A 24,003-nucleotide genomic window follows, 5' to 3' on the forward strand; every position below is an offset into this window, starting at 1 on the left:
TAAATATATCTGCCATGCACATACAGCAGCTTTTGGATATCCTATCTACCAGGAGTTACCTGCAACATTAATAATTAATCAACACCTTTAACTTCTCCTGACTGGCGACGATTATCCTCTGCATCCAATGTATAGGATTGCACTACGCCATCTGAAGATTCCATGCGAATTAAACGACCAAGATCATCATAGAAAAAATTTTCCGTTACCGGCCCACTCACTTGATTTAAATTGTATGGTTTATCACTTAGCAGGCCATTGTAATTAGATAAATACACCTGCGCATTAACCACTACATCAGCTCTGCCATCAGCATTAACATCCTGCAGGCTGAAAGAAAAAGAACGATCACTAAAGTTGGGCTTACCTGTTTCATATGCATATATCGCTGCAACCAATGGTAAATCAGCACTCCCCGATGCCAATAACAAAGCCGGGGCATAATTATCGGCACCGCGCAACAGTACACTGGTAAAGCCATTTAGGTTATCACGCCAATACAGCACATCCGTCGAGATTCCCAGGCCACTATTACTAGCAGTCGCTAAACGTAATTTACCCAGAGTAATCATATTCATTAACTGAGCATCAGTGAGCTTGAGTGCAGCAGCAGGCGAATAACCATTACCCTCACGATAGATAGAATAGCTGGGAGTACCGGCAATCAATAATGGCGTTATTACATCACCGTGTAAGAGTACAAATTGGTTTTTACCATGGAAGTAATAATCGGCAAAACCATCATTATTCAAATCACCGATATAAACGTCATAGCGGTTCGGTGTAAATTCTGCTGCAGAAAGGTAAGCAGAAGTAAAACTTAGTATTAATAGTGGATACAATTTTTTCATTTTTTGTCCATTTTTTAACTGGTGCTCCATTTTTATATTCAATACTCTATTAAATATAAAAAAGCTCAATATTGAATTAACTCAAAGAGGGCTTATCTAGCCGATAAAAATCAGTACTGATAACTACCATTGGAACCACACAGGATCTAATAACTTCCCACAAGGACCATGAGTCCTTGCGGGAAGGGCGTGAATTATCACTTATTGCGGCAGGAAATCAAATGTCTGGTTGATCGTTGTGCGTATTACATTGGATGCGGGGAAGGTAATCAATTTAATACGGCTCAGGATTCTTGATTCCAAATCGGCATCGCCCAATTCGCTGGATACCAGGCTGGCTTCGACAATGCGGCCATTGGGATCGATGACAATCTTGACCACCATTTTTCCCTGAAGCGCAGCATTTTGGCGCAGCGCGCGATTGTAGATTGAATAGATAGCGCCTTTATGCTGCTCCATGATTTTACGGATTTCTTCCTCGCTGCGCCCGGCGCCACCACCGCCATCGCTGTTACCCGGTTTTGCCTGCGCCGCCTGCTTGGCAGATTCCGCCAGGGTGCTGGTGACCTTGGTATTTTCCCGACCGGACAATGCCGTACCGCCGGTATCGCGGCTCAGGGCAGCGCTGTTGATGCCGCCACTGGCGACCTTGGCACCACTGTTAATCATGCTGCGATCAACCTGTGCTGCTTCGCCGGTGCTGTTAGTCACCGTGGTTGCCGCTGTCTCGATTGCAGAGGTTTGCAGCATCTCCCGCATTTCGGCCAAGTCATCCTTAAATTGCATGACACCGGCACTTTGTGCCTGCTCACGCGCTTTTTCGATGGCTTCTTTCGGTGGCTGCTTAACCGGCTCCCTGGGTTTTTCGACGGGTTTTGGCTCAGGCTTTTTTTCTTCGACTGGTTTGGGCTCCGGCTTTTTCTCTTCCACTTTGGGCGGCTCTACCGGCTTGGGCGGAGGTAACTCCTGCTTTTCCAGGATGACCCGCGCCAACTGTGGCGGTAGTTTTTCCTTTTCATCGCGTGAAATTTCCGGCAGATCTACCAGCGTCACAATCACACTGGCCACTAACATAACAACCGCGCAAATACCCAGGATTTTGTTGTAGCGCCGATCATCATCAATCGATGAACTCCAGGGCAATTCCAGTTGGGGCATGATTAGCATCGCCATACTAGCCCTCCCCTGCTTCATCGGCGCTTACCTCTTTTTGGGTAACGGCCAAAGAGATATCGCGATATTCCGCCCCGGCACAGGTCGCCATGATTTTTTTCAAAAGATGGTAGGGGACTTTTTGATCCGCCATGATCGTCACCGGACGCCCGGTAATTTGTTGATCGGCTTTTAGCGGGCCGGCCTTTTGTGCCTGGTATTTCAGCTCTTCCGTCAGGGGAGCAAATTGATCGGCGGTGTCTGCTGTCAATGCCGCGATACTGCCCACACTGCGGCCGCCAACAATGACATCCGTTGCGCTGACCAACACCACCAGGTTATCTTCCGGGAGCTGGTCGGAAACGGAGGCGGGCAGCTTGATACTTTTATCCGTTTGCAATACTTCGACATCGCCGGAATTTACCAATAGGAAAAATACCAGGATGGTGAAAATATCCATCAGCGAAACCAGGTTAAGCTTGGGTACCTGGTTCAGGCGGCGGTGATGCTTGGCCATGCGTTTGGCACGCAGGGATTGTTTCATTGCACACCTCCCGCGGAACCCACTGCCGATGTAGAACCACCGGGGGCAGGCGCATCGCCCAATGCAATTTCAGGAAACAATTCTGCATTTACCACATTGGCGGCGACCACCGCTTTGAATGAGCGCGCCGTATCCATAGTGCTGACCAGGGTTTGGTAGTCTGTGTCTTTTTCGGAAAGGATGTAGATATCTTTTTTATCCACCCCCTTATCTTGTAACAGGCGTTTGGTTTCCTGCAAAACACTGGATAGCATTTTGTAGTCATAATCGCCCTCGGAGTTTTTTTCTATCCACTTCAGCTTAATGCCTGCCGGATAGTTCACCTCAAACTTGTCTGCACGAATGATCACCTCCAACTGCTGGGGAGGTTCTTCCGTTGCCGGGGTACTGGAATCTGCCAGGTCGGGCAGTTTTAAATCCAGCACTGTCGTGCGCGAGAGCACCATGCTCATCAACAACACCGGCACCAGAATGATCATCAGATTCATAAAGGAGGTGATGTCGAGATCCTGCTCTTCTTTGTATCGCCGTTTAATACGCATAACTTCTAGTCCTCTGACCAATTTACAGAGCGTAAACCCAACCTTTCCCAGGGAACTTATGGCTTGGGTGCAGAGCTAGCAGCGGTATCTTGTGTACGGGTACGGGGAGTCACCTCTTGTACATGGGCGATGATATTCAGGCATTTCACGCCGGCCATTTCCAGGCTGTCGATAATTTCTGTTGTTTTACTTTGCAGCATGGAATGGATTAACAACAGGGGAATCGCCGAAATCAAACCAAAGGCGGTAGTATTCATCGCAACCGCGATAGAGGAGGACAACAGTGCTGCCTTTTCTGCCGGATCGGCATTGGCTACAGCGGTAAAGGCGGCAATCAAACCAATAATGGTACCGAGTAACCCAAGCAGGGTGGAAATGTTGGCCAGGGTGGCCAGGTAAGCGGTGCGTTTTTCCAGGCGCGGCATGGCCTCCATAACACCTTCCTCCATCGCCAGTTCAATATCATCGCGACGCGGTGATTGCGACATGCGCACCACACCTGCAGCAATAATTCGGGCAATGGGTGCACCCGTGGATTTGCTCAGGTTGATCACCCCGGCGTAATCTTTTTTATGCAACAGCGGCAGGATGCGATTGAATGCCTGGCGGTTAGCACTTTTAGCGGCAGTGAGCACTAACCAGCGCTCTATTGCAATCGCAATCCCCACAACCAGCACAATGGCAATAGGGTACATAAAGCTGCCGCCGTCTTGGAAAAAACGAATCAAGGTATCCATAACACGTTGCCTCAACAAATATTCATGGTGATGTAAAAATTGATGCCCTACTCAGGCGATTTATCGCTATCCAGTTCGCCAGCGGCTTCCAGATTGCGCAGTAATTCTTCGCGCTCTACATGGCCAAACACAGCATCCTGTTGCGAACCCAGCATTTCCATATCCAGCTCGGGCGTCGCAGGTGATTGCCAGGGCATGATATACAGCACGCGCGGCTGTTCCTGGTTTCCGGTCACTGTGGTGCGCAGGTTAATCGTTGCCGAGTCAATCGTTTTTGGGGAGGACTCTGCTGCAGGCGCTTGTGCCGCAGCCGATGAGGCTGACGATGGCTGTGCCAACACAGGGACCGACAGCATGATGGATAACAGCCCTGGGAAAATAAGCCTATCAGTTTTCATCCACCGGCTCCTCCGCTACAGGCTCGGCGACTGTCGGCGCCGCTTTAGGCTTTGGCGTAATCCCAAGGCGACGCTGCAAATCCGCAATCCAGGAATTCACCTGTTTATCATTATCGCCAACCAATTGCTGGTAAGCCTCGTAATGGGGCAAGGCCTCCTGCTGCTTACCCATGTAGAGATCGTACAAGATGGCGATATTTTTGTGGCTTTCCGGATGCCAGGGCCACACACTCAACGCTTTGCGGTAATTGCTTTCTGCGGCCGCAAATTCCCCTTTCTCCCGTTGCAAAAGCGCCAGGGCATTATAGGCATCAAGATTGGTGTGATTAACTTCAATTGCCCGGGTAAATGCCTGTTCGGCGCGCGCAGTATCATTTTGCGCGCGATAGACAAATCCCAGATTCAAATAGGCACCGGATAGCTTGGGATTTTCCGCAATAACCTGCTGTAACAATGTCTCTGCCTGCGCCCATTGTTTGTTGCGCATAGCGCTTGTCGCCTGCTCGAAACGCTGGACAAGCTGACGACCTAATGCGGGTTTATTGTGCATATAGGGATTAGGTAACACAGGGCCGGGCGGCAAAATACTGGCACCGGCCGCAGCGACAGGCCCCTCGTCTGCTGCCGTTTTTGTGCGCGATGGCTTGTTACCCGGTGTGGATGAACAGGCACCTAACAACAGCGCCAGCAACAGTAGCGCACTGAGGGCCTTAATGGATTTCATTGCTCACCTCCAGACGCGATTCCTGCTTGTTATAACGGGCGGGCAAGAGTTTGGCGAGCGCATCAAAACTGCGCTTCACCCAGGTATCATAAGTACCTGTCCAACTGCGCTGGGCGTTGGCCTGGTGAATCTCAATCGCTTTTTCTTCAAAGGGATAGGCTTGCTCTTCCAGCAAGATGTCATACTGTTCTAACGCCAGCTCATCCAGTTCCCTGGGGCGCTGGGAGTCCATCAGGTCGCGACTCAGTTGCGCGTAGATTTCACCGATCTGGAAACTGGCCTGGGTGGTAAATTCCGCAATGCCATAGCCCAGCACCTGCTCCTGGCCTTTCAGGGCCTTTTCCATCGCAGCGCGCTTACGCTGCAAACTGTTTTTAATCGGCAGGGTTAATTTAATACGATTAAATTCATCCAGTGACGGTTGAACCAACTCCATTTGGGCACTGGCAGCCAGATAGGCCGAGCGCTCTGTCTGGGCTGCGCCTGCCGAGCGATGGGAGTCGATAATTTTTTGCAGCCAGTAGAGCCTTTTATCCTGCTCACCTGTCGCTTGATAGAGCTCGGTTAGCTTGTGCTGCGCTTCCAGGTTATTGGCGAAAGGACGCGGATACTCCAAAGCGTAGCGACGATATTGCTCGATCGCCTGGGTGCGACGACCGGATTTTTCGTACAGCTCAGCACCCATATACAGCGATTGGCGTTTGACCTCCGGATCAGAGCTGGAGCGCTCCATCACCACCAGTTCATCGGCGGCCAACTGCCATTTTTCCTGGCTTTGGTAGATCAATACCATTTTGGCGGGCAGGGTCGCCGTCAGACTGTGCTGGGGATATTTTTGGCGGAAACCGAGGTATACATTCTCTGCCTGCGACCACTTTTCCTGTTCCATCAGGTAAAGCCCGGCATCGTACTGTGCCTTAATCGCGATATCGGTATCGGGCGTTACCTGGGTAATGCGCAGCAACTGGCTGATGGCTGTGTCCTTATCGCCAAACTCCAGGCTTGCCTCTGCCTGGCGATAGATACTGGCAGCGATACGCTCGCGCACTTGTTGTGCACTGGGTGCGCCCGGCTTGTTGCCATGGGCCGGATGCAAGGCAAGCACCTGGGTATAGGCCTGCTCCGCCTGGCTGTAATCTTTCAGCTCAAACAAACTGTGACCCAGTATCAGCCATGCACTGAACAACAGCTTGCCATCGGCAGGCGGCTGCCAGGCAATAACGCGCTCCGCCACAATCCTGGCCTCGCTGAAACGCTGTTGCGCCAACAGATCCGAGCCTGCATCAGCAAGGACCGGTAATGCGCGCGTATCGGCGCTATAGACCTCAGCAAAACGCAAGGCATTTTCAATTTTTCGCTCCTGCCACTCCATGAGCTTTGCATCGGGAAACTCTTGCGCGCGACTAATGAGTGTTTGCGGCAAGAGTACCGCGGCATAGGCCGCATCAGCACCGCGGATCGGATCGCGGTACTCATAGGCAACTCGCTCAAAGGCCTCCATCGCACCCGGCAAATCCCCCGCTTCATTCAGACATTCAGCCAGCAAAAAGGTCATCTCAGCCGCTTGCGGATCTTTTTCAAAGGTCTGCACAAATTCGCGATACCAGTTGGCAGCGCGGGCATAGGCCGCTGCTGCATCCGCCGGCTTGGCCGCTTTCAGGCCCTGGGCCTGGGCGTGCTCATATTGCGCCAGCTCCTGCAGGGATTGATGCAGATACATCGTGGCGATACTGCCAATCACGCCCTTGCGCGCCGTCCAGAAATTGCTGCGGATACCATAGCGCTGAACAAACTCCTGCTTCGCCGGGAGAATCAGGCTGGGAAAATTTCCCTGTTGGTAGACCTCAATGGTTTTAATACTGAAGCTGGGGGCAAAATCCGAATCGGAATTATGCTGCACAAAGTGCTGATAGGTTTCTGCACTGTCCGTAAAGCGTTTTTGTTCGAGGTACAACTGTCCCAGTTGCTGATACAGCATGTATTCGTAAGGACGCTTGCCACCGAGTTTGGCTTGCAGGTCGGTAATAGACTTGGGGCCCTCCAGATACGAAAGCGACAAGCCCATAACACGCAGGGTATCCGACACCAGATTGGTTTTGGCCGCGCCCAAATCGATCAGCGCCTGCTCCATCGCCTCCGGTGCACCGCTGCTTCCTAACAATTGATCCATCACCTGTGCAAAAGAGAGCAATGACAGATCGTAGTCGCCGCGCTTGAACTGGGTCCAGCCTTTCATGTAGAGCGCGTTTTGTTTTAGCTGCGGGTTATCTCCACTGGTCATTGCAGCGCTATAAGCGGCCTCAGCGGCAGCGTAATTACCTTCAGAAAAGGCTTTTTCCGCGCGGCGAAATTGTGTCTCAGCCAAAAAAGGCGATTGTGTATCCGCGGCGGCCAATTGATCCAATACTTGTGCGGCTTCGTCGTTGCGCCCATCGAGCGACAGGGCTTTGGCAAGCTTGTAACGCAACTGATCCGCCTCTATACCTTTCACCGGTTGCGGGTTATTGCGTTGCAGCTCCAGCAACTCGCGATACATGGTGACAGGTTTGTCATAAAAGCGACGTACATCGGTGGCATCGAGCTGCGCTCGCTCACTGCGCATCATTTCCAGATCGGCAATGCGCTGCATAATTTGCTGGCGCAACTGCGGCTCTTCTGCCGCCGCCAGGGCGCGCCGATAACTTTGTTCAATCCGGTCGATATCGACCACATCCACTTTGGTTTTCACATCCGGCAGACGCGATTCCGGCAGGTCTGCCAGGGTGCGACCACGGCCATCATCACTGGATGAGAACCAGCTGCACGCGGTACAACTTAACAAGCTGGCAAATACCAGTACCAGAGGAATGCGGGATACATGAGGACAACGCGACGGGATCACGGCTGCTTCCTCAACTCGGTGTCATACAGACGGGCTACAGCCAAATGTGATTGCGCCAGATAGGTATTGAGGCGCTTTTCATGGGCCAGTAATTGCGCATCAACCTGCTGGCGCAGGATGGTTCCCTGGGCGTGAATCAAATCGCGGGTACGCGCCAGTAAAGCATTGTTTTCCCGCTCTGATTGCTGGATACGCACTAACATGGGCTGGACATCCAGACTGGTTGCCAGTATGGCCTGGATACGCTCGCGGGTTTCAGCCAGCTGTTGCAAAGTAACCTCTGCCTGTTGTTGCCGGGCATTAAGATCTGCCAGGCGCCCCGGAAATTCCTGTGCTGCCTGCCACAACAAAATCCCCCGGAACATACGTAAGCGTGTCGCCGCTTCACTGGCATCTTGTCCGGCTGCATTCATGCGTTTAATCGTTTGCTCGCCACGCATAACCAATTGGTAGAGTTCGCGACTGTCATCATCGGCCAGGGCCATGTAATCATCGCTGCTTTCAATGGCCTCTATCCGCGCCCGCAATTGATCTCGGGCCACACCCAGCTGTTGCTCTTTTTGTGTTAATTGCTGACTCGCTAATTGGCGTTCCTGGCGATTGCGTTCAGCCTGTTTTTGTAACAGCAGCTCGCGGTATACATCCAGTTTTGGCTGCCAGGCTTCCAGCAATTTTTGCAGGCGCAACAAGTCGCGTAATTGCAAGACCGCCGTTTGAAATTGGTTTTGTGAAAATAACTCAGCGAGATAGGCAGAGCGGGTTTTGATAATGCTGGTCTGGTCTAATCGAAGCCAGTTTTGGCCATCATCGGTTACTGCGGCGGCCACAATTCCCGGCTCATCCTGTACCGATTGTTTGGACCATTCCTGTAAGGCTTGCGCAGAGAGCGGCTCCCCACCCACCAAGGTCAGCAATTCTTCTTCTGTCAGTGTTGCGCGCATATCGCGCACCAGTTGTATTTCACGCTCCAGCAATACTTCTGCCTGTTGATAGGCAGCCATTGCCTCACCGGGCGCGTCCAGTTTTTCATAGGCAAACGGCAATGCCAACAGGGATTCCTGTACCGCCGGATAAATCAGGCTGCGGGTGCGCAGCAACTGCCAGGGCTGCAGGGCTTTGGAATATTCCTCCTGGGCGACGGCTGCCCAGCCATACCCCAGCAACGCCTGGTTGGCAAAGGATCCATTGAGTCGCACCTGGGTAAATTCGCGGATAGCCGCCGCATAACTCTGCTGTGCCAGATAGGAATATCCCATAGCAGTATGGGCTTTGTCCTGCAGCGCCCAATGCTCACGTTGGGCCGCAACACCTTTGCCGGCATCCTGCTGTGAGAGTTCACGGAAAAAAGCCTGCGCCTGTTTAAAGTCGCCAGCGCGGGCATGGGCCGCCCCCAGGTTGTAATACACATAGGGAAGCCATTGTCCTTTTTCATCCCGTTTGAGCTGCTTGATGGAATAATCACTGAACACTTGCTGATGGATAGCAATACTGATTTGTAATGATTCCATTTGCGCTCGCAAATCCGGATCAAAGGATCGACTAACACGGGCGAAACTTTCACTGGCTGCGTCCCAATCACCGTGCAAGTAATGCAATTTGCCCAAATAAAACCAGGCGGCATCACGCACAGATTGCGGACGGCGCTCATCTTGCAGAATGCTACGAAATACCTGCTCGGCATGGCGTTGCATCCCAAAGGCAAGGCTGACACCACCGGCAATCAATTCGGGATTATCGCCGTGGCCTTGAATCCCCTCTTTGGCATCGGCCACCATCAATTCGCTGAGCGCAGCCAGGTAATCCTGTTGATAGTAGTGGTAGAGCGCAACACCGTAGCGCAGGTCGGCAACTGCAGTCTTAGGTTGATCGGCAAAGGCGGGGAGAAAACCACACAACCCGGTAAGTGATACCAGGGCAATACGCACCATCCGACCGGCGCACAGTCGGCAGGCAGAGAATTGACGGAGGCGGGGGGGCATCACATCTGCCATTGCTTGATATCAAAGACAGGTTGCAACTGTGCAGTAGAGTCCACAATGCGCAATTCCAGAACCAGCGGTTCCTGTCCCTTGGTAACAACCAGCTTGGCACCGCGCTTGTAATCCTGCTGGGGCCCTTTACCGGTGAAGAAGGCACTGATTTCATGCTCGCCGGTTTTGAGGTTGCCGATGTACAACCGCTGTACACCACCGCGATACAAAGCCCTGGTTTGCTTTTCGGTATACAGCTCACTGGCGACCAATTTATTGTTGATTTCCAGTTTGATGGCATCGAGAGTGAAATACGTGCCCAGATCCATGGAAACATAAACGGCAATCTGGCTGCTGGCGGGATAAAGTAATTCCTCCTCAAGGATCAGCAGATCCCGATTGAGGGTCAGCACCGATTCCTTAAGCGCCTCCACCTTGGGTGCAACCGCCTCGTCCTGGGCAGCGGATGGAACAGCAACCGCCAGCAAGAGCATCAGGCTTGCCCAGAACTTGCGCACAAAAACAGACATTATTGTTTCCTCTCACTCGGCGGCTCAAAGCCCTTTGGATACTCAATTAATGTGCCAATTCTAGGAGCCGGAACGGGCACAAAATGTGACAGCCTGCACAGTTAACCTGTCATCAAAAATGTTTTCGAACGCGATGGATTAAGAATCAACCAGAATATCCGAATGGGCTCTCGGAGCATGATGGGTATCTGTGAACTACACCCCATGAAAGCCTAGTTCTTTTTTGATTTATGGTTGTAATAAATGACGCTGCGATAACACTAACAACAAAATTTGTCACTCAATAACAAGTTTTGTCCCGGCCTAAATTTCCGCTAACCACCCGCTATTCCGGTGGAGTGAGCCCTTTACTATAGTGAACCTTGCCTGCCTCGGTGATAACAACAGCATCATAGCCGGGCATACCCTCGATAAGCGCCAACCCTTTTTCAACCCCCATCACAAACACGGAGGTAGACAGTGCATCGGTATCGAATCCCAGCGGACCAATGATGGTGACACTCATGATTCCCCTGGCAGATTTGCCCGTACGAGGGTTCATAATATGGTGCACACGCTCGCCCTGCTCATCAATAAAATAGCGCTCATAATCTCCCGAGGTGGAAATAGCACAGTTTTCCAGGGGCAAACTGATAACCACCCCCTCTTCGGCACGAGGATTTTTAATGCCGACCACCCAGGGACGACCACGCTTATCCCCTAACAAGCGACTATCGCCACCTGCACTGACGGTGGCATGCTTAACCCCCCGCGCCTGCAAGATCGCAATGGCCCTATCTACGGCGTAGCCTTTGGCGATTCCCCCCAAGTCGATGTAAACACGCGGATGCTCAAACCAAAGCTTATGGGAATGTTTATCCAGATGCACATAACGGTAATTAATCGCAGGCATCACTGCCTCGCGCTCGGCCTCATCAGGCTTCAGTTTTGCGCGATAGTCATAGTAACGCCCCAGGGAGGCATAGGTAATATCAAAGGCTCCACCGGTAAGTTCACCGTAATGCAGTGACCTTTCGATCAATAGCGCCAGCTCAGGAGAAATCACCAACGGCTTTTGGGCATTGGCAGCAGGTGCAAGCTGGTTTGCGCGGGATAATTGGCTGGATTCGATATAGGGACTGAATTCGCGATCAATGCGCCGCATTTCTTCCATCACCGCAGCCAGGGCTGCTTCGGCCTGGAGCGGATCGTCATGCCAAAGCACCGCACTGACACGGGTTCCCATAATATCCTGGGTATCGCCGTGCCAGGCAGCCATGGCATGGGAGGATAATATCAACAGTGCCAGCCCTCCAAAAAGCGGGCGGCACATAAACACAAATGGGCTCAACAGCGCCTGCTCCTGCGATGCAACGGGATAATTATCAGAGTGACATGTCCACCTGGTAGCGGCTTTTGCCATTGGGATCGGCTTCGCCCGGCTGTGCAATCATCGCCAGTAAACCTGCGGCATTACTGGCGTCGACAAACGCCTTGTCCATCAGCAGTTGTCCATGCACCCGACCACCGGATGGCGCCTTCAACTCAACCGTAAGATCCAGCTCTACCGGTCCGGACAACTGGAATACTTTGGCCAGTACACCATTGCTGCCATCATCCTTCAGCTGTGCAGCATAGTTACCGACATCCATCCAGTTAGCGCCATTGTTAACCTGCGCACCATTCCAACTGAGGTTGCCGTTAAGTTTGCCCAGCACATTGCCGCGCAGTTGGAGTTCATCAATATGCACTAAAAGCTGGCCATTGACGGGGATAGGCAGCATAGATTGCACCAGGGCAATAGGCATGGATAAATCGGCATCGCTCACACGCAGGCTGCCATTACTGGACGCACAGACATAACCGGTAAAGCTCTGCCGATCCAGCTTGGTGGCAATATCAGCACAGGGCTTGAGTAACAGCAATGACAGAGGATTGAGATCCCAGGACAGTTGTCCCAAGGACTGCTCCTGCCCTTGGGGCAAGCGCACACTGGCGAGGCTGGCTCGCCCTTCCCACAGGGTACCGGTGATACCCGACAAGGCCAGGCCAGTACCACGTGTCAGTGCATAAGCACCCCAGGTTGCCGGAATCTGGCGCAACAGGAAAAAAACAAACAAGCCAACGCCCAATAAAATCCACCAGCGATTACTGGTGGGCAAACGATCGGCAGAAAAACGAGCCAGCAATTGATTCATAAAAACCTTGTGTCCAAATTAAGAACCCTGAACGCTAAAAGCTATTGGGCTTTTTGCAGGCGCAGGTTCACAGTGACTAAACCGGGATCATTGGTAGCGGCCAGGGACAGGTCGCGCACGCTGACACCGTGTTTAAACTCCAACTCGTACAGCCATTGCATAAGCGGCTCATAGGCGGCGCGATCGAGACGAACCCGAACTTCACCGGCAACCCCCGGCTGAAATCCGCTCATGGTGAGTCCATTGCCGCGCAAGCTTGAATCAATTAAACCGCTGATATTTTCGCCGGAGCGCGCCTGGCCGCCCTGGTCGCGGGCCTGCTGAATTTGTGCCGCCATAATGCGCACCTTTCCCAGCGTTTGGGTCGCAGCCGTATTGGCGGTTTGCAGCTGTTCACGCTTTTTCTGCAGGGGAGCCAATATCAATATCCACAATAAAAAAATCACTACAGCAATACCCAGTGCCAACAGGGCAATTTGTTCGCGGCGCTGGTAGCGGTTGAGAAAGGCGAAAAGCTGATTCATCACATTATCCTCACTGCTTACTGACTTTCAGGCGCGCAGTCTGCACATTGCCCTGAACGTTGGCACTCAGTAATTCGGCAGCCAGGCCCTGGGCCTGGATATTTGAACTGAGGGTTTCAAAGGTACTGAAACTATCTGCCTGAATATTAATATTCAGCTCGCCGGTTTCACTGCTATAGGCAACACCTTTAATTTGTACGCTGGACAGTGCTGCAATTTGCGGCAGGGTTTTGGCCAACAGGGTCATGACACTGCCCGATGCCTGGGCAGGTTCCATTTGGCGCAATAAGCCAGTGAGTTGTTTTTCCGCATCCACAATTCGCCCCTGTGGAATTGCCAGGCGTGCAGCCGCTTCAATGTCCTGGCGAATGGCCAGGTTTTCCTTGCCCAGTTTACGAATCTCAAACAACGCTGTACTGAAATACACCAGCAGGCAAACACCGGCGAAAATAGCAACGGATTTCCACAGCTTCCACCAGCGCTCAACCGGTAAACGCTGGGAGAAATCGGCCTGGCACAGGTCAATGGTATTGGTGCCGAAATCCAGGGCCCATTCATCGGCAATTTGCTGGCTGGCGATCTGCCCTTGCAACATGGAGGGCAATAAGCCGCGCAAGCTATCCAGCTCAGCCTCACTGGCTGCACGCAAATGCAATGCGGGTAAATCGCTGGACTCGCGCTGGTTTAGCAGGAGTTGCAACGCCAGGGGGGCGTAGGACGAACTGGCGCTGAACCCTTGGTAGGCATTGTGACGCAATAGCAATTGGCCCTGGTAAAGTCCCAGTGTCCAATGCTCGGCAATCGCCTGGTCTGGTGCACCGCTGTCGGTGTCTTCTGCTTTCACCAGTGGCAGGGTCATAGGAGCCGACCAGCAGCGCGTAATTTCCAGCCCCAGAGAGGCCAGTTCAGCAAATACCATGTGCAACCAGTTTTTATCGGTATAGGCCAGGGTGACATGGCCATCGCGCGGTGTTGACAAGGCGAAGTGAAAATCCTCGACATCGCCAATTACGGTGTCTTCCAATTGATAAGGCAAAAGGTTGCGCAGGTGTTTTTTCTCTTTATCCGAATATTCAAGCGCGCGCGTTGCGACACGCGACCCCGGCACAATGAGCCAGGCCGATTTGGGATTGGCATCCTGCAGGATGGCCGTGCGCAGCGCGTCGCGGTCACCACTGTCCGCATTGGCCTGGCCATCTGCCCCCAGCCAACACCAGCGAAAGAAGTCCCCGAGGCCTTTACCATCCTCCGAGGTTGTTATCGAGAGCACCAGTTGCATAGACATAATCGGCTCTGCTTACCTTGTTATCAGAATTGTTAACGATTCTATTCCGCCAAAGGGATTTGCCCACCCCCTTGCCAAAACCAAGTCCATCACCTTAATTTGAAAACAGTGATGAGCTTTTCTTTTTTTCCTTCGTATTGACCACTCGCGGTAATTCATACACATCTTCCCGCTGAATGACTTTCAGTTTGTTTTCTTCGCCGCGCAACATCAGGCTGCGCATGCTGCGACGCTGATCACCCATTTGGACACTGGCATTGAGCCAGAAAAATCCCGACTTGAGATTCAAGCCGGTGCCGTCCAGATTGCGATCGCCAAAAATCTTGGTCCACTCCTCAATCAGGACCCCATTATCCGGAAAGCCGGTTTCAGGGCGCATGGACATAAATTGCACGGCATCTTCATCACTCAATGGCGTCAGGTCATTAACCCCACCCAGGCTGCGAATCAAATTGTTGGCCCGCTGCTGTATACCGTTGGCCGTCTCCTGGTTGATGGTCGCCTCAATGGTGTTGATATTGATCCCCACCGCATTACCCGGTAACACGGTAATAAACGGTAGCAATACATTTACCAGTTCCGGGTTTTCATTAAAACCACGCACCAGGCGCAACTCATCCACGGATTTGAACAGGGCATTGGCCGCCAGGTAGGGATCTGCCAAACCCTGGTAGTAATTGGATTCCGCACCGTACATCCCCGATTCGTTATCGTCCGGATCTATCCAGTCAACAATAGCTTCCAGTAAGCCTTCTGCATCCTGCTGCGAAATCGGTAATTCCGGAAATGATTGCAGCAAGCGGATGAAACGCCGCTGCGGCTCCTTATAGCGCTCTGGAGAGCCTATGGGCTTGTCTCCCACTAATGCATCACCCAGATCATTCAGGTTGAGCTGGCTGGTTGCATCCATTAATTGGGCAACCCCTGTCACGCCTTCTTCCTCAATCGGCACCGGGTTATTCCAGGGCTCACCCAGATAGTCGGTATTGGGGTCGAGGTCCGCCTCGGGAAACAACAGTTTCGCAACTTCTTCTGTGCCCTCCAGGAACTGGCGCGCCTGGGTACCGTGCCAACGGCTCTCGGCGCGAGCCAAGCCCAGTTGATACTGACTGGCAAACTTGATCCCCAATCCTGCCACTATGGCCACGATCAACAGCACTGCGATCAAAATAACGCCTCGCTCCCGCGCAATCGGCGAGCGGCGCTTGCCATGGGCCGGGTTACTGCTCAGGAAAGACGAATAGACGCACACTGGCACCAACTCCTTTAATCTTGAGCGTAATTTCAACGGCAATCGGCAGGCCTGTTGCCCCCGCCTGGGCCGGATCAGGCCACTGTTGCAACCAGTTATCGCTGTAGCCCTGCCCCTCCAGAACACTTTTGCCATTCAGGCTCAGCAAATTCTGGTGCAGGAAACGCAGCTGCACATCTTCAACATTTTCCAGCAGGCGCTGGTGGAAGGCTTCGCGCTCCATATCAATCTGGGAGACATCGCGATTAAACTCCGGCAGGAAATCGCGCCAGAGTATCCCCTCATCAAGCCGGTACCCCACCATCTGCAAATCGCTGCGCGGTTGGTTGGAAAAGTTTACCCAGGCACGTCGCTTGAATAACATCAATAACTGTTCGGCATGCTCGCCGGGTGTTTGCAATGTCTGGGCCTGAAAAATGGTATTGCGCCCATCGGGTGGCAACACATGGCGCAAATCATTGGCGATAATCTGCCAGGTGCGGTCCAGGCGATTGATTTCATCCAGTACCGTGTTGGTACGCTCCGCCCCGCGACTGGCACCATCCAGTGCACCGAATGCCATAATACCAATCAGCGCTGCAATTACCGTGGCAATCACGACTTCCAGCAGTGTGAAGCCCTGCTGCGCAGCGCGCGGATTAAAAGGCTTCGGGATCATTTATATACCCCATCAGGCTGGCCAGTGGCGGTGAATTTTCATCGACAATCGTCCCGCCCAGACTGACCCCCTCCGCCAGGCCCAGCAAACGCACATCAATCTCCACGCGCTTGAAGCCTTTAACGGGTAAACCATCCAATTCAATTGTTTTCATTTGCCACTGCCAGCGCAATCCCAACATCACCGTCACACCGGATTCTTTTTCCGGCAGCTGGTAGTTGCCAATCTTGTTTTGCAACTTTTGCTGCTGCAGTAATTTGATCCGTGCCATCTGGTTTTCTGCCACCCAGTAGGCATAGGTTTTATCGCGGATACTGGCGGCCCCGTCCAGTTGCGTCATGACCAGGGTTACCAACGCGGGAAGAGCAACGGCTGCAATCATCAGGGCAATCATGGTTTCAATCAGGGTAAACCCCAACGCCTTGGCAACGCTCCGCCTGCCTCTGGTTAATCTGCTGGTAGCCATTAGCGGAACATTCTCCTGCCGGATGACTCGTAGCGATCATCGCGCTTAATACCCAGGCGATCCTCTTCGGTTATCCAGTGCAATTCGCCCATGAGGTTGAGCGTAATACGCTCTATATCGTCCTCGCGCGCGCTCATGGCATCGGCTTTGAAAAGTGCAATTTCTATTTCGCCCGAGGTATCGCCACTGGGATACAAACCAAATACCGGATCCTGGAACTCCAGCTCCGGATCGTATTTCCACAGGCGTTCATCCACCATCACTTCAATGGTTACACCTTCCGGTAAGCAGGTATCGTCGGGAAACTCGGGGAGCGCATCCCAATTCCTGTCGCGCACCCGGCGCCAGTAATAGCACCATTCACTACTCGCCTCGGTGCTAACCTCGGCGAGGGGGCGCTCTTCGAGGAAAAAACCGTAGGTCTCCCCCTTGAGCACCGACTGCTCCGAGAGATATACCGTGCGCAGCATGAAATCTTCGGCAGCCTTGCGGGCTATGGTGCGCGGGTCATTGGCTCCGACGGCAATCGTCACCATACCAATGACCACACCGATCACAATCACCACCACCATGATTTCAATCAGGGTAAAACCCTGCTGTTGCAGGTGGCGCGCGCGCGACAACCGGGGTTTACTGAGTGCCATCATCCCACACAGAAAGATCGGCATTCTGGCCATCGCCGCCATTTACACCATCGGCGCCAAGGCTGTAGATGTCATATTCATGTCCCTGACCCGGGCTCATATATTGGTAATCATTGCCCCATGGATCTTTGGGCAGGGTTTCCAGGTAACCATTTGCCTTGTAGTTGCGCGGCAAGGGCGCAATCGTAGGCTTGGTCACCAGCGACTCAAGGCCCTGTTCGGTTGTCGGGTAGTTAAAATTATCGATGCGGTACAGCTTGAGTGCCGTCTGCAGAGCTTTAAAGTCGGCACGGGCTTTTTGCACGTTAGCCTTGTCCAGGCTTTCCATGACGTTGGGCACGACAATACCGGCGAGCAAACCGATGATGATCACCACCACCATGATTTCGATCAGGGTAAAACCGCGCTGGACGCGATGTTTCATTGCACGAATGTTATTCATACTATTCTTCTCCAGTCACTCAAACAAAGAATGGCCTTAGGAGGCCATCTGGGTCATTTCAAAGATGGGCGTGAGTATCGCCAAGACGATCAAACACACAGCGCCACCCATAAAAATAATGGTTGCCGGTTCCAACAGGCCCATAGCAACACCAAGCATCATTTCCAGTTCCCGCTCCTGGTCGCGCGCGGCGTTGTCCAGTTGCTGCGGCAAGGTGCCATTGGTTTCGCCCGAAGCCACCAGCTGCACCAACAGCGGCGGGAATGCACCGCTGTTTTCCATGGCGCGATTCAGGCTGGTCCCTTCACGCACCGCCGCCGCGACAGAGTCGCAGGCTTCCTGCATCACCTTGTTGGTCATGACCTGGCCGGAAATATTGAGCGCCTGCAACAGCGGCACACCGCTGGCTGACAATAAACTCAGGGTGGCGGCAAAACGCGATGAGTTAATCTGTTTAACCAATTCACCAATTACCGGCAGTTTTAATTGCATAACATGCCAGGCGCGCAAACGCTTGGGGTCGCGCAACAAATGCTGGATACCAAAATAAACAGCAATAATGGCGATAAAGAGCACAACACCATAGTTTTGCAAAAACTCACTACAGGCGATCAATGCCTGGGTCAGCATCGGCAGCTCGCGTCCGCCCTGCTCAAAGATTTTGACCAGCTTGGGGACGACCCACACCATCAGCGCCACAATTACCCCGATACTAACCATGAGCATCACGACCGGGTAGATCATTGCCATCTTGATGCGCTGCTGCAACTGCTGGCTGGTTTGGGTGTAATCCGCCAGGCGTTCCAGCACCGGACTGAGATAGCCCGAGCCTTCACCCGCGCGCACCAGCGCGCGGTACATATCGTTGAAGGCACCCGGGTTGTCCCCCATGGCCTGGGCAAGGCTGAACCCCTCCAGTACACGGGTACGCACTTGTAACACCACCCGTTTTACATTGGCTTTTTGCGATTGTTTCGCCGTTGCCTGCAGAGCCTCATCCAGGGGTAAGCCGGAGCGCACCAGGGATGCCAATTGGCGGGTAATCAGGCTCAGGTCGCGCACGCTCAATTTGCCTGCACGGCGACGCCCCCAGCCGCCAAGCCCCGTATTTTCACTATTGGCCGCAGACTCCGCGCTACTGCTCAGGACTTCCAGCGGTTTGAGTTTTTTAGCGCGCAGCTGCGCGCGGATATGACGCTCGGAATCCCCTTCAAGGATGCCCTTAACGGTTTTTCCATCTTCATTCAGCGCTTTGTAGCTGTAGGCACCCATGGCTTTACTCCGCGGTTACAGCTGGGTGGTTACACGCAGCACTTCTTCAATGCTGGTAATACCGTCAAGCACACACTGGCGCCCATCGTCGCTGATCGATGGACTGTGTTTGCGCGCCTCCGTGAGCAGCTCTTGCTCGCCCGCCTGCTCGTGGATCAGGTGGCGCAGGCGCTCATTGATTTCAATTAATTCGTAGATACCCTTACGACCGCGATAGCCCTGATGGTTGCAATGTTTGCAACCGGAGGCCGCCGGGCGATAAATCGAGGTATTTGCCGGCAACTTGAGCATATCGCGCTCGGCGTCGCTGGGGACGTATTGTTCCTTACAGTGGCTGCACAGCAAACGCACCAGGCGCTGCGCCATGACCACTTCCAAACTCGATGCCAGCAGGAAGGGCTCAACCCCCATGTCTTTCAAACGCAGCACTGCACCGATGGCGGTATTGGTGTGCAATGTTGATAACACCAGGTGACCGGTCAACGATGCCTGGATAGCGATTTCCGCCGTTTCACCGTCACGGATCTCACCCACCATCACCACATCCGGGTCCTGGCGCAGGATGGCGCGCAAACCGCGTGCAAAGGTCATATCGACCTTGGTGTTAACCTGGGTTTGACCGATACCGGGCAACAGATATTCCACCGGGTCTTCGATGGTGAGGATATTGCGACTGCGGGTGTTGATATGACTGAGGCCGGCATAGAGGGTGGTGGTTTTACCGGAACCGGTAGGACCGGTCACCAAGATAATGCCGTGAGGTTTCAGCAGGTTTTTGGCGAAGCGCTCCATCACATGGCGCGGCATATTCAGCTGTTCAAGTTTCAGCTGGCCGGCGGCCTGATCGAGCAGACGCAGTACGATACGCTCACCAAACGCCGAGGGAATGGTAGATACGCGAATATCCACCGCATGGCCAGCGAGGCGAACCGTAATACGGCCATCCTGGGGCAGGCGTTTTTCAGCGATATCCAGGCGCGCCATTACCTTCAAACGCGATACCAGTACCGGCGCCAGTTCGGGTTTGGGCGAAAGCACCTCGGTCAGTACGCCATCGATACGGAAACGCACCGATACCCGATCTTCAAAAGGTTCCAGGTGAATATCCGACGCCCCCTCGCGCACTGCCTGGGACAAAATGGCGTTAATCAGACGGATAATCGGCGCATCATCATCACCGGCAAGCAGGTCGGTTCGATCCGCCAAATCATCGGCCATGGAAGACAGGTCAAACTCATTGCCCAGGTCTTCTGCGGCGCGTTGCGCGGCGCCGTCACCGCTCTGGTACTCCCGTGTCAGGCGCTTCTGGAAATCTTCCGAGGGCAGCTCTTCCAGCTCAAAATCCGCGCCCAATACCCGTTGCAATTCGAGGAATACATCCAGCGTTAATCCGGCGCGAAACAGCACGCGCGGCTTTTGCCCGGACTCCAGCGTATCCAGCATCACCCCATGGGTTGAGGCAAAACTGAAAGGCAGGCGCTCGTAGACAGGCACAGCGGCCTCATCAACAACATCAGAATCCACAACCACCGGCAGGCCTGGTTCGGCGACCAGAACAACCGGTGAATCGCTCAAGGCATGCTCGGTCACAGCTTATTCCTCAGCCTTGGCAGGTTCTGGATCCTGGCGGAGATCAATGACTGGCTGGCGGCTCTCCCACTCGGGTAATACCGGGATTTCACTTTTCCTCACCAGCAATCCACGGTTGCGCACATGGTTCAGCTGCTCTTCGCGAATCAGGCGGTATTTTTCAGCGGTTGAGCCGGTAAGCACCTTGTCATCGCGTACAACGGTTGCGCGGATAAATACCAGCAGGTTGGTTTTGGATTTTGACGATGTCTGGCTACGGAATAATTGGCCCAGCACAGGAATGCTGCCAAGCACAGGGACTCGACGCTCACCCGTTTGGACTTCATCGGTAATCAAGCCCCCCAGGACAATCGTCTCACCATCGGAAGAAAGTATCTGGGTTTGGATTTCACGCTTGTTGGTAATAATGCCGTCTTCACTGCTGACATCAGACAAGCTTGATACTTCCTGCTTGATATCGAGCACAATACTGTCGCCTTCATTGATGTGCGGCGTCACTTCCAGCTTAAGGCCGACATCTTCACGGTTAATGGTGGTGAACGGGCTGCCGATCGTACTGTTCCCGCCGGTGCCGACTGCGCTGTAGGAACCGGTGCGGAAAGGCACCTGGCGACCAACCGATATAACCGCCTGGTTGTTATCCGTGGTTAACAGGCTGGGGGTAGAAAGAATGTTGGTTTTACTGCTGGACTGCATCAGTTTTAACACCGCCAGGAAGTCGGTGCGCTCACCCAGGCGACCAAAGCCAAACATCTGCCCGGACAAGCCGGATAAACCGGAAGCAAGGTTGGCCAGCGCGGTATCCTTATCATCCTGGCTCGCATTTTTATCGCTCGCGGCTAATACCGCGGAGCCAATACCGCCGATAGATCCGCGTGAACCATTGGCAGAGGCGCCAAAGCCATATTTATCATCGCGGTACATCCACTCAATGCCCAATTCCTTACCGTCTTCGTCTGATACTTCGGCGATAATGGCTTCAACCAATACTTGTGCGCGACGGATATCAAGGCTGTCAACAATCGATAGCATGGTGTCCATGGTATCCACGTCCGCTGTCAGCAAGACTGAGTTGGTCGCCGGGTCAGCCTGCACACCCGGCTGCTGCGTGTTGGGTGCAGCGCCCTCGGCCTGGCGGCTTTGGGTGAAGCTTTGCATCATGCCGGTCAGTACCTTGGCAACATCTTCCGCCTTGGCATAGCGCAGATAAACCACGCGCACATTGGCATTCTTGGTCTGCGGGCGATCCAGATCATCAATCAGGAATTTGAGGCGCTGGCGCGACATGTCATCGCCACTGATCACCACTGCGTTAATACGCTTGTCCGCCACAATCACCGGCGGGGAGGTTGTCATACCGCGGTTGGGATCGGGCTTTTCCAACTGGGTCAGCATATTGACCACTTCAGTGGCATTGGCGTAGCGCAAGGGAATGACATCCGTCTGGGTTATACCAATTTTATCCAGCTGCACCACCAACTCATTCATACGCGCGACGTTGGCGCGGGTGTCGGTGATAATCAGTGCATTACTGGGTTCGTAGGTCGTCAGGTGACCATACTGCGGTACCAGTGGACGCAATGCCGCCAGGATTTTTGCAGCGCTGGTATTTTTCAGCGGAATGACCTGGGTAATGTATAAGTCATCGCGAACATTAACGTTTTTTTCTGTTGGAATCGGCAGGTTGCGCGCATCGCGGTTGGCAACGATACGCACGATGTTGCCGCTTTCCACCGCGGTAAATCCGTAGACATCCAGGGAGGCGAGGAAGAGTTCATAGACTTCCTTGGACGTAAGCGGCTTGCTGTTGATGACCTTGATCGGGCCGCGCACCTTGGGGTCGATAATGATCGTTTTGCCGGTAGCACCGGCAATGAATTTAATCACTTCCTGGATATCGGTATCGTTAAAGTTGACCGTCCAGGTCTGCTCGCCCTGTGCATTGGTAGAGGTTGGATCCTGCGCCCAGACAGCGCTGCCTGCTGCTACCAGGGTAGCCAGCAACAGGCCCTTGAAGAAACTAGTGTTGTGAGCATTAACGCGGTTCACTGGGCGACCTCATTTTTAATTAAGCACTATATCGAGATTGATCACGCTGCCGCCGCGTTTTATTTCCAGGTTGGCGGAGGTGGCATTGCTCATGTTTTTGTAGATTTCCATGATTTTCCCCGGACTGGTTAAAGGCACACCGTTAACGGCGGTGACTATGTCGTCCGTCTGCAAGCCCAGGGAATTAAACATTTCGGCATTGCGGCCGGGGCGGATTTTGTAACCAACCACTTGTCCACCTTCGCGATGGATACTCATAGCAACCACATCGGCCAGGGTATTGCCCATCGCGGCCATACGCGGATCGCCCGCCGGGTCAGGACCAAACTGGCGCTGCTCAGGCTGCGGATCTACATGGACAGGACGCTGCTGGAAAGGTGCCTGGGCATAACCGGAATCGCGCTGGGGATTGCCCGCCGGAGGACGGGCCATGGGCGAGGCAATCTTGGGCGCATTGGGATCATCTTTAAAGAGCCAAAGGGACTCATACTTACCGTTATTGCTGATGATCACGCGCAAATCGAGCACTTTAGCGAGGGTCACATTATTGCCCACAGGTAACTTGTCGCCTATCGCGTAGACTTCCTGGCGGTCGCCCGAGGAAATCACAGCGCGCGCCGCCTGTTCGTGGTTACTGGCCAGCACACCGCGCAACACCAGGTTGAGCTGGGTATCCGCGGCATCATCTTCAATACCGGTTGTCGCTGCTGCCTGGGGCTGCTCCGGCTCGGGGGCCGCAACCGGCGCATTGCCAAACGGTGTCAGGGTTTTTAGCTGGTTGATATTGATCGAGGATTCTGCCGCCTGGCCGGTTGAACCAGCGCCCCCGGTTGCTACCAGGGCAATACTGGCCGGAGGGATTTGCGGACTTGGCATTAACAGCCAGAAGAGTTGGGCCAGTGTATGGCTCAGCCATAACACCAGGAAGAAGGTAATGATCCATTGCCAGGTACGCAGGGGGATACGCTTTGCCCCGGCCAGCAACTGGTTGAGATGCTGCTCCAATTGCGCGCTGCGCTGTGCTAGCGCGGCGCGGCTGGAAGAGTGCGACTGATGCATGGATTCGGACATGAACTGGGTTAAATCCTTGGCACTGTTGAAAGATAGCGTTGGAGGGAAGCGGGTTTCCGGCCTGATACCGGTCAATGCACCCATACTACCCGAAAGCTTAGTGCGTTATGGTTATAAAAGCTGCCGGATTGTACTCTATAGCCAGCGCAAATGCGAAATCAGGCGGCAAGACTGAGACCCAACCTACGCAAGGCGCGCCAAACAGCTCTCCACTACCCCCACGAGCAGTTCTCGTTTGAGGCAA

The 24,003-nt window shown here is 53.4% G+C and carries 23 protein-coding genes; all 23 read right to left on the minus strand.

Annotated elements, in window-relative coordinates; all coding sequences use genetic code 11:
- Nucleotides 1-74: 74 nt before the first annotated feature.
- Entirely contained in the window at nt 75-851 is a 777-nt protein-coding gene (locus tag CJA_RS15950; protein WP_148208905.1) for an RHS repeat protein, read from the minus strand.
- Between the two features lie 201 nt (nt 852-1,052).
- Nucleotides 1,053-2,024, minus strand: a complete 972-nt coding sequence (locus CJA_RS15955; protein ID WP_012488888.1) for an AgmX/PglI C-terminal domain-containing protein — start codon at nt 2,022-2,024, stop codon at nt 1,053-1,055.
- A 1-nt stretch (nt 2,025) separates the two neighbouring features.
- Complete coding sequence (locus CJA_RS15960; RefSeq protein WP_012488889.1) at nt 2,026-2,547, minus strand: ExbD/TolR family protein; 522 nt, start codon at nt 2,545-2,547, stop codon at nt 2,026-2,028.
- Nucleotides 2,544-3,089, minus strand: a complete 546-nt coding sequence (locus tag CJA_RS15965; protein WP_012488890.1) for an ExbD/TolR family protein — start codon at nt 3,087-3,089, stop codon at nt 2,544-2,546. Before CJA_RS15965 ends, CJA_RS15960 begins: the two co-directional genes overlap by 4 nt.
- 56 nt (nt 3,090-3,145) lie before the next feature.
- Nucleotides 3,146-3,826 carry a MotA/TolQ/ExbB proton channel family protein gene (locus CJA_RS15970; RefSeq protein ID WP_041551659.1) on the minus strand — a complete coding sequence of 227 codons (681 nt, stop codon included), beginning with the start codon at nt 3,824-3,826 and terminating at the stop codon, nt 3,146-3,148.
- A 47-nt stretch (nt 3,827-3,873) separates the two neighbouring features.
- The gene (locus tag CJA_RS19555; protein WP_012488892.1) at nt 3,874-4,224 is read right to left on the minus strand and encodes a hypothetical protein; all 351 of its coding nucleotides are present in this window, start codon (nt 4,222-4,224) and stop codon (nt 3,874-3,876) included.
- Nucleotides 4,214-4,948: a tetratricopeptide repeat protein gene (locus CJA_RS15980; protein WP_012488893.1), complete on the minus strand. Its 735-nt coding sequence runs from the start codon at nt 4,946-4,948 to the stop codon at nt 4,214-4,216. The genes CJA_RS19555 and CJA_RS15980 overlap by 11 nt, the downstream gene beginning before the upstream one ends.
- Nucleotides 4,935-7,829: a tetratricopeptide repeat protein gene (locus CJA_RS15985; RefSeq protein ID WP_012488894.1), complete on the minus strand. Its 2,895-nt coding sequence runs from the start codon at nt 7,827-7,829 to the stop codon at nt 4,935-4,937. Before CJA_RS15985 ends, CJA_RS15980 begins: the two co-directional genes overlap by 14 nt.
- Nucleotides 7,826-9,808: a mitotic spindle assembly checkpoint protein MAD1 gene (locus CJA_RS15990; protein ID WP_012488895.1), complete on the minus strand. Its 1,983-nt coding sequence runs from the start codon at nt 9,806-9,808 to the stop codon at nt 7,826-7,828. The genes CJA_RS15985 and CJA_RS15990 overlap by 4 nt, the downstream gene beginning before the upstream one ends.
- On the minus strand, nt 9,808-10,329 hold the full coding sequence (locus tag CJA_RS15995; RefSeq protein WP_012488896.1) for a hypothetical protein: 522 nt from the start codon (nt 10,327-10,329) through the stop codon (nt 9,808-9,810). The genes CJA_RS15990 and CJA_RS15995 overlap by 1 nt, the downstream gene beginning before the upstream one ends.
- 325 nt (nt 10,330-10,654) lie before the next feature.
- Nucleotides 10,655-11,641: an FAD:protein FMN transferase gene (locus CJA_RS16000; protein ID WP_012488897.1), complete on the minus strand. Its 987-nt coding sequence runs from the start codon at nt 11,639-11,641 to the stop codon at nt 10,655-10,657.
- 52 nt (nt 11,642-11,693) lie between these two features.
- Complete coding sequence (gspN, locus tag CJA_RS16005; protein ID WP_083766889.1) at nt 11,694-12,506, minus strand: type II secretion system protein N; 813 nt, start codon at nt 12,504-12,506, stop codon at nt 11,694-11,696.
- 41 nt (nt 12,507-12,547) lie between these two features.
- The gene (gene gspM / locus CJA_RS16015; protein WP_012488899.1) at nt 12,548-13,030 is read right to left on the minus strand and encodes a type II secretion system protein GspM; all 483 of its coding nucleotides are present in this window, start codon (nt 13,028-13,030) and stop codon (nt 12,548-12,550) included.
- A gap of 10 nt (nt 13,031-13,040) precedes the next feature.
- The gene (gspL, locus tag CJA_RS16020) at nt 13,041-14,315 is read right to left on the minus strand and encodes a type II secretion system protein GspL (protein WP_012488900.1); all 1,275 of its coding nucleotides are present in this window, start codon (nt 14,313-14,315) and stop codon (nt 13,041-13,043) included.
- 94 nt (nt 14,316-14,409) lie between these two features.
- Nucleotides 14,410-15,567, minus strand: a complete 1,158-nt coding sequence (gene gspK, locus CJA_RS16025; protein ID WP_012488901.1) for a type II secretion system minor pseudopilin GspK — start codon at nt 15,565-15,567, stop codon at nt 14,410-14,412.
- Nucleotides 15,536-16,225 carry a type II secretion system minor pseudopilin GspJ gene (gspJ, locus tag CJA_RS16030; protein ID WP_012488902.1) on the minus strand — a complete coding sequence of 230 codons (690 nt, stop codon included), beginning with the start codon at nt 16,223-16,225 and terminating at the stop codon, nt 15,536-15,538. The genes gspK and gspJ overlap by 32 nt, the downstream gene beginning before the upstream one ends.
- A complete protein-coding gene (gene gspI / locus CJA_RS16035) occupies nt 16,206-16,691 on the minus strand; it encodes a type II secretion system minor pseudopilin GspI (protein ID WP_012488903.1) in 486 nt (161 codons plus the stop codon). Before gspI ends, gspJ begins: the two co-directional genes overlap by 20 nt.
- Entirely contained in the window at nt 16,691-17,359 is a 669-nt protein-coding gene (locus CJA_RS18835) for a prepilin-type N-terminal cleavage/methylation domain-containing protein (protein WP_158304081.1), read from the minus strand. The genes gspI and CJA_RS18835 overlap by 1 nt, the downstream gene beginning before the upstream one ends.
- Nucleotides 17,322-17,777 carry a type II secretion system major pseudopilin GspG gene (gene gspG, locus CJA_RS16045; RefSeq protein ID WP_012488905.1) on the minus strand — a complete coding sequence of 152 codons (456 nt, stop codon included), beginning with the start codon at nt 17,775-17,777 and terminating at the stop codon, nt 17,322-17,324. The genes CJA_RS18835 and gspG overlap by 38 nt, the downstream gene beginning before the upstream one ends.
- Before the next feature lie 36 nt (nt 17,778-17,813).
- Nucleotides 17,814-19,049 carry a type II secretion system inner membrane protein GspF gene (gene gspF / locus CJA_RS16050; protein ID WP_012488906.1) on the minus strand — a complete coding sequence of 412 codons (1,236 nt, stop codon included), beginning with the start codon at nt 19,047-19,049 and terminating at the stop codon, nt 17,814-17,816.
- 15 nt (nt 19,050-19,064) lie between these two features.
- The gene (gspE, locus tag CJA_RS16055) at nt 19,065-20,579 is read right to left on the minus strand and encodes a type II secretion system ATPase GspE (RefSeq protein WP_187422493.1); all 1,515 of its coding nucleotides are present in this window, start codon (nt 20,577-20,579) and stop codon (nt 19,065-19,067) included.
- 63 nt (nt 20,580-20,642) lie between these two features.
- Nucleotides 20,643-22,688: a type II secretion system secretin GspD gene (gene gspD / locus CJA_RS16060; RefSeq protein WP_012488908.1), complete on the minus strand. Its 2,046-nt coding sequence runs from the start codon at nt 22,686-22,688 to the stop codon at nt 20,643-20,645.
- A 15-nt stretch (nt 22,689-22,703) separates the two neighbouring features.
- Entirely contained in the window at nt 22,704-23,759 is a 1,056-nt protein-coding gene (gene gspC, locus CJA_RS16065) for a type II secretion system protein GspC (RefSeq protein ID WP_238526782.1), read from the minus strand.
- Nucleotides 23,760-24,003 lie beyond the last annotated feature (244 nt).

It is taken from the genome of Cellvibrio japonicus Ueda107 (assembly GCF_000019225.1).
Lineage (GTDB): Bacteria > Pseudomonadota > Gammaproteobacteria > Pseudomonadales > Cellvibrionaceae > Cellvibrio > Cellvibrio japonicus.

Excerpts from the sequence above, each read along its gene's own strand:
- CJA_RS15960 (WP_012488889.1), bottom strand. The coding sequence starts at position 2,547 with ATGAAACAATCCCTGCGTGCCAAACGCATGGCCAAGCATCACCGCCGC.
- CJA_RS15965 (WP_012488890.1), bottom strand. The coding sequence starts at position 3,089 with ATGCGTATTAAACGGCGATACAAAGAAGAGCAGGATCTCGACATCACC.
- gspM (WP_012488899.1), bottom strand. The coding sequence starts at position 13,030 with ATGAATCAGCTTTTCGCCTTTCTCAACCGCTACCAGCGCCGCGAACAA.
- gspF (WP_012488906.1), bottom strand. The coding sequence starts at position 19,049 with ATGGGTGCCTACAGCTACAAAGCGCTGAATGAAGATGGAAAAACCGTT.
- gspC (WP_238526782.1), bottom strand. The coding sequence starts at position 23,759 with ATGTCCGAATCCATGCATCAGTCGCACTCTTCCAGCCGCGCCGCGCTA.
- CJA_RS15950 (WP_148208905.1), bottom strand. The coding sequence starts at position 851 with ATGAAAAAATTGTATCCACTATTAATACTAAGTTTTACTTCTGCTTAC.
- CJA_RS15970 (WP_041551659.1), bottom strand. The coding sequence starts at position 3,826 with ATGGATACCTTGATTCGTTTTTTCCAAGACGGCGGCAGCTTTATGTAC.
- CJA_RS15995 (WP_012488896.1), bottom strand. The coding sequence starts at position 10,329 with ATGTCTGTTTTTGTGCGCAAGTTCTGGGCAAGCCTGATGCTCTTGCTG.
- CJA_RS15955 (WP_012488888.1), bottom strand. The coding sequence starts at position 2,024 with ATGGCGATGCTAATCATGCCCCAACTGGAATTGCCCTGGAGTTCATCG.
- gspN (WP_083766889.1), bottom strand. The coding sequence starts at position 12,506 with ATGAATCAATTGCTGGCTCGTTTTTCTGCCGATCGTTTGCCCACCAGT.
- gspG (WP_012488905.1), bottom strand. The coding sequence starts at position 17,777 with ATGAATAACATTCGTGCAATGAAACATCGCGTCCAGCGCGGTTTTACC.
- gspJ (WP_012488902.1), bottom strand. The coding sequence starts at position 16,225 with ATGATCCCGAAGCCTTTTAATCCGCGCGCTGCGCAGCAGGGCTTCACA.
- CJA_RS15990 (WP_012488895.1), bottom strand. The coding sequence starts at position 9,808 with ATGCCCCCCCGCCTCCGTCAATTCTCTGCCTGCCGACTGTGCGCCGGT.
- CJA_RS18835 (WP_158304081.1), bottom strand. The coding sequence starts at position 17,359 with ATGCCGATCTTTCTGTGTGGGATGATGGCACTCAGTAAACCCCGGTTG.
- CJA_RS19555 (WP_012488892.1), bottom strand. The coding sequence starts at position 4,224 with ATGAAAACTGATAGGCTTATTTTCCCAGGGCTGTTATCCATCATGCTG.
- gspI (WP_012488903.1), bottom strand. The coding sequence starts at position 16,691 with ATGGCTACCAGCAGATTAACCAGAGGCAGGCGGAGCGTTGCCAAGGCG.
- CJA_RS16000 (WP_012488897.1), bottom strand. The coding sequence starts at position 11,641 with ATGTGCCGCCCGCTTTTTGGAGGGCTGGCACTGTTGATATTATCCTCC.
- CJA_RS15980 (WP_012488893.1), bottom strand. The coding sequence starts at position 4,948 with ATGAAATCCATTAAGGCCCTCAGTGCGCTACTGTTGCTGGCGCTGTTG.
- gspL (WP_012488900.1), bottom strand. The coding sequence starts at position 14,315 with ATGTCTATGCAACTGGTGCTCTCGATAACAACCTCGGAGGATGGTAAA.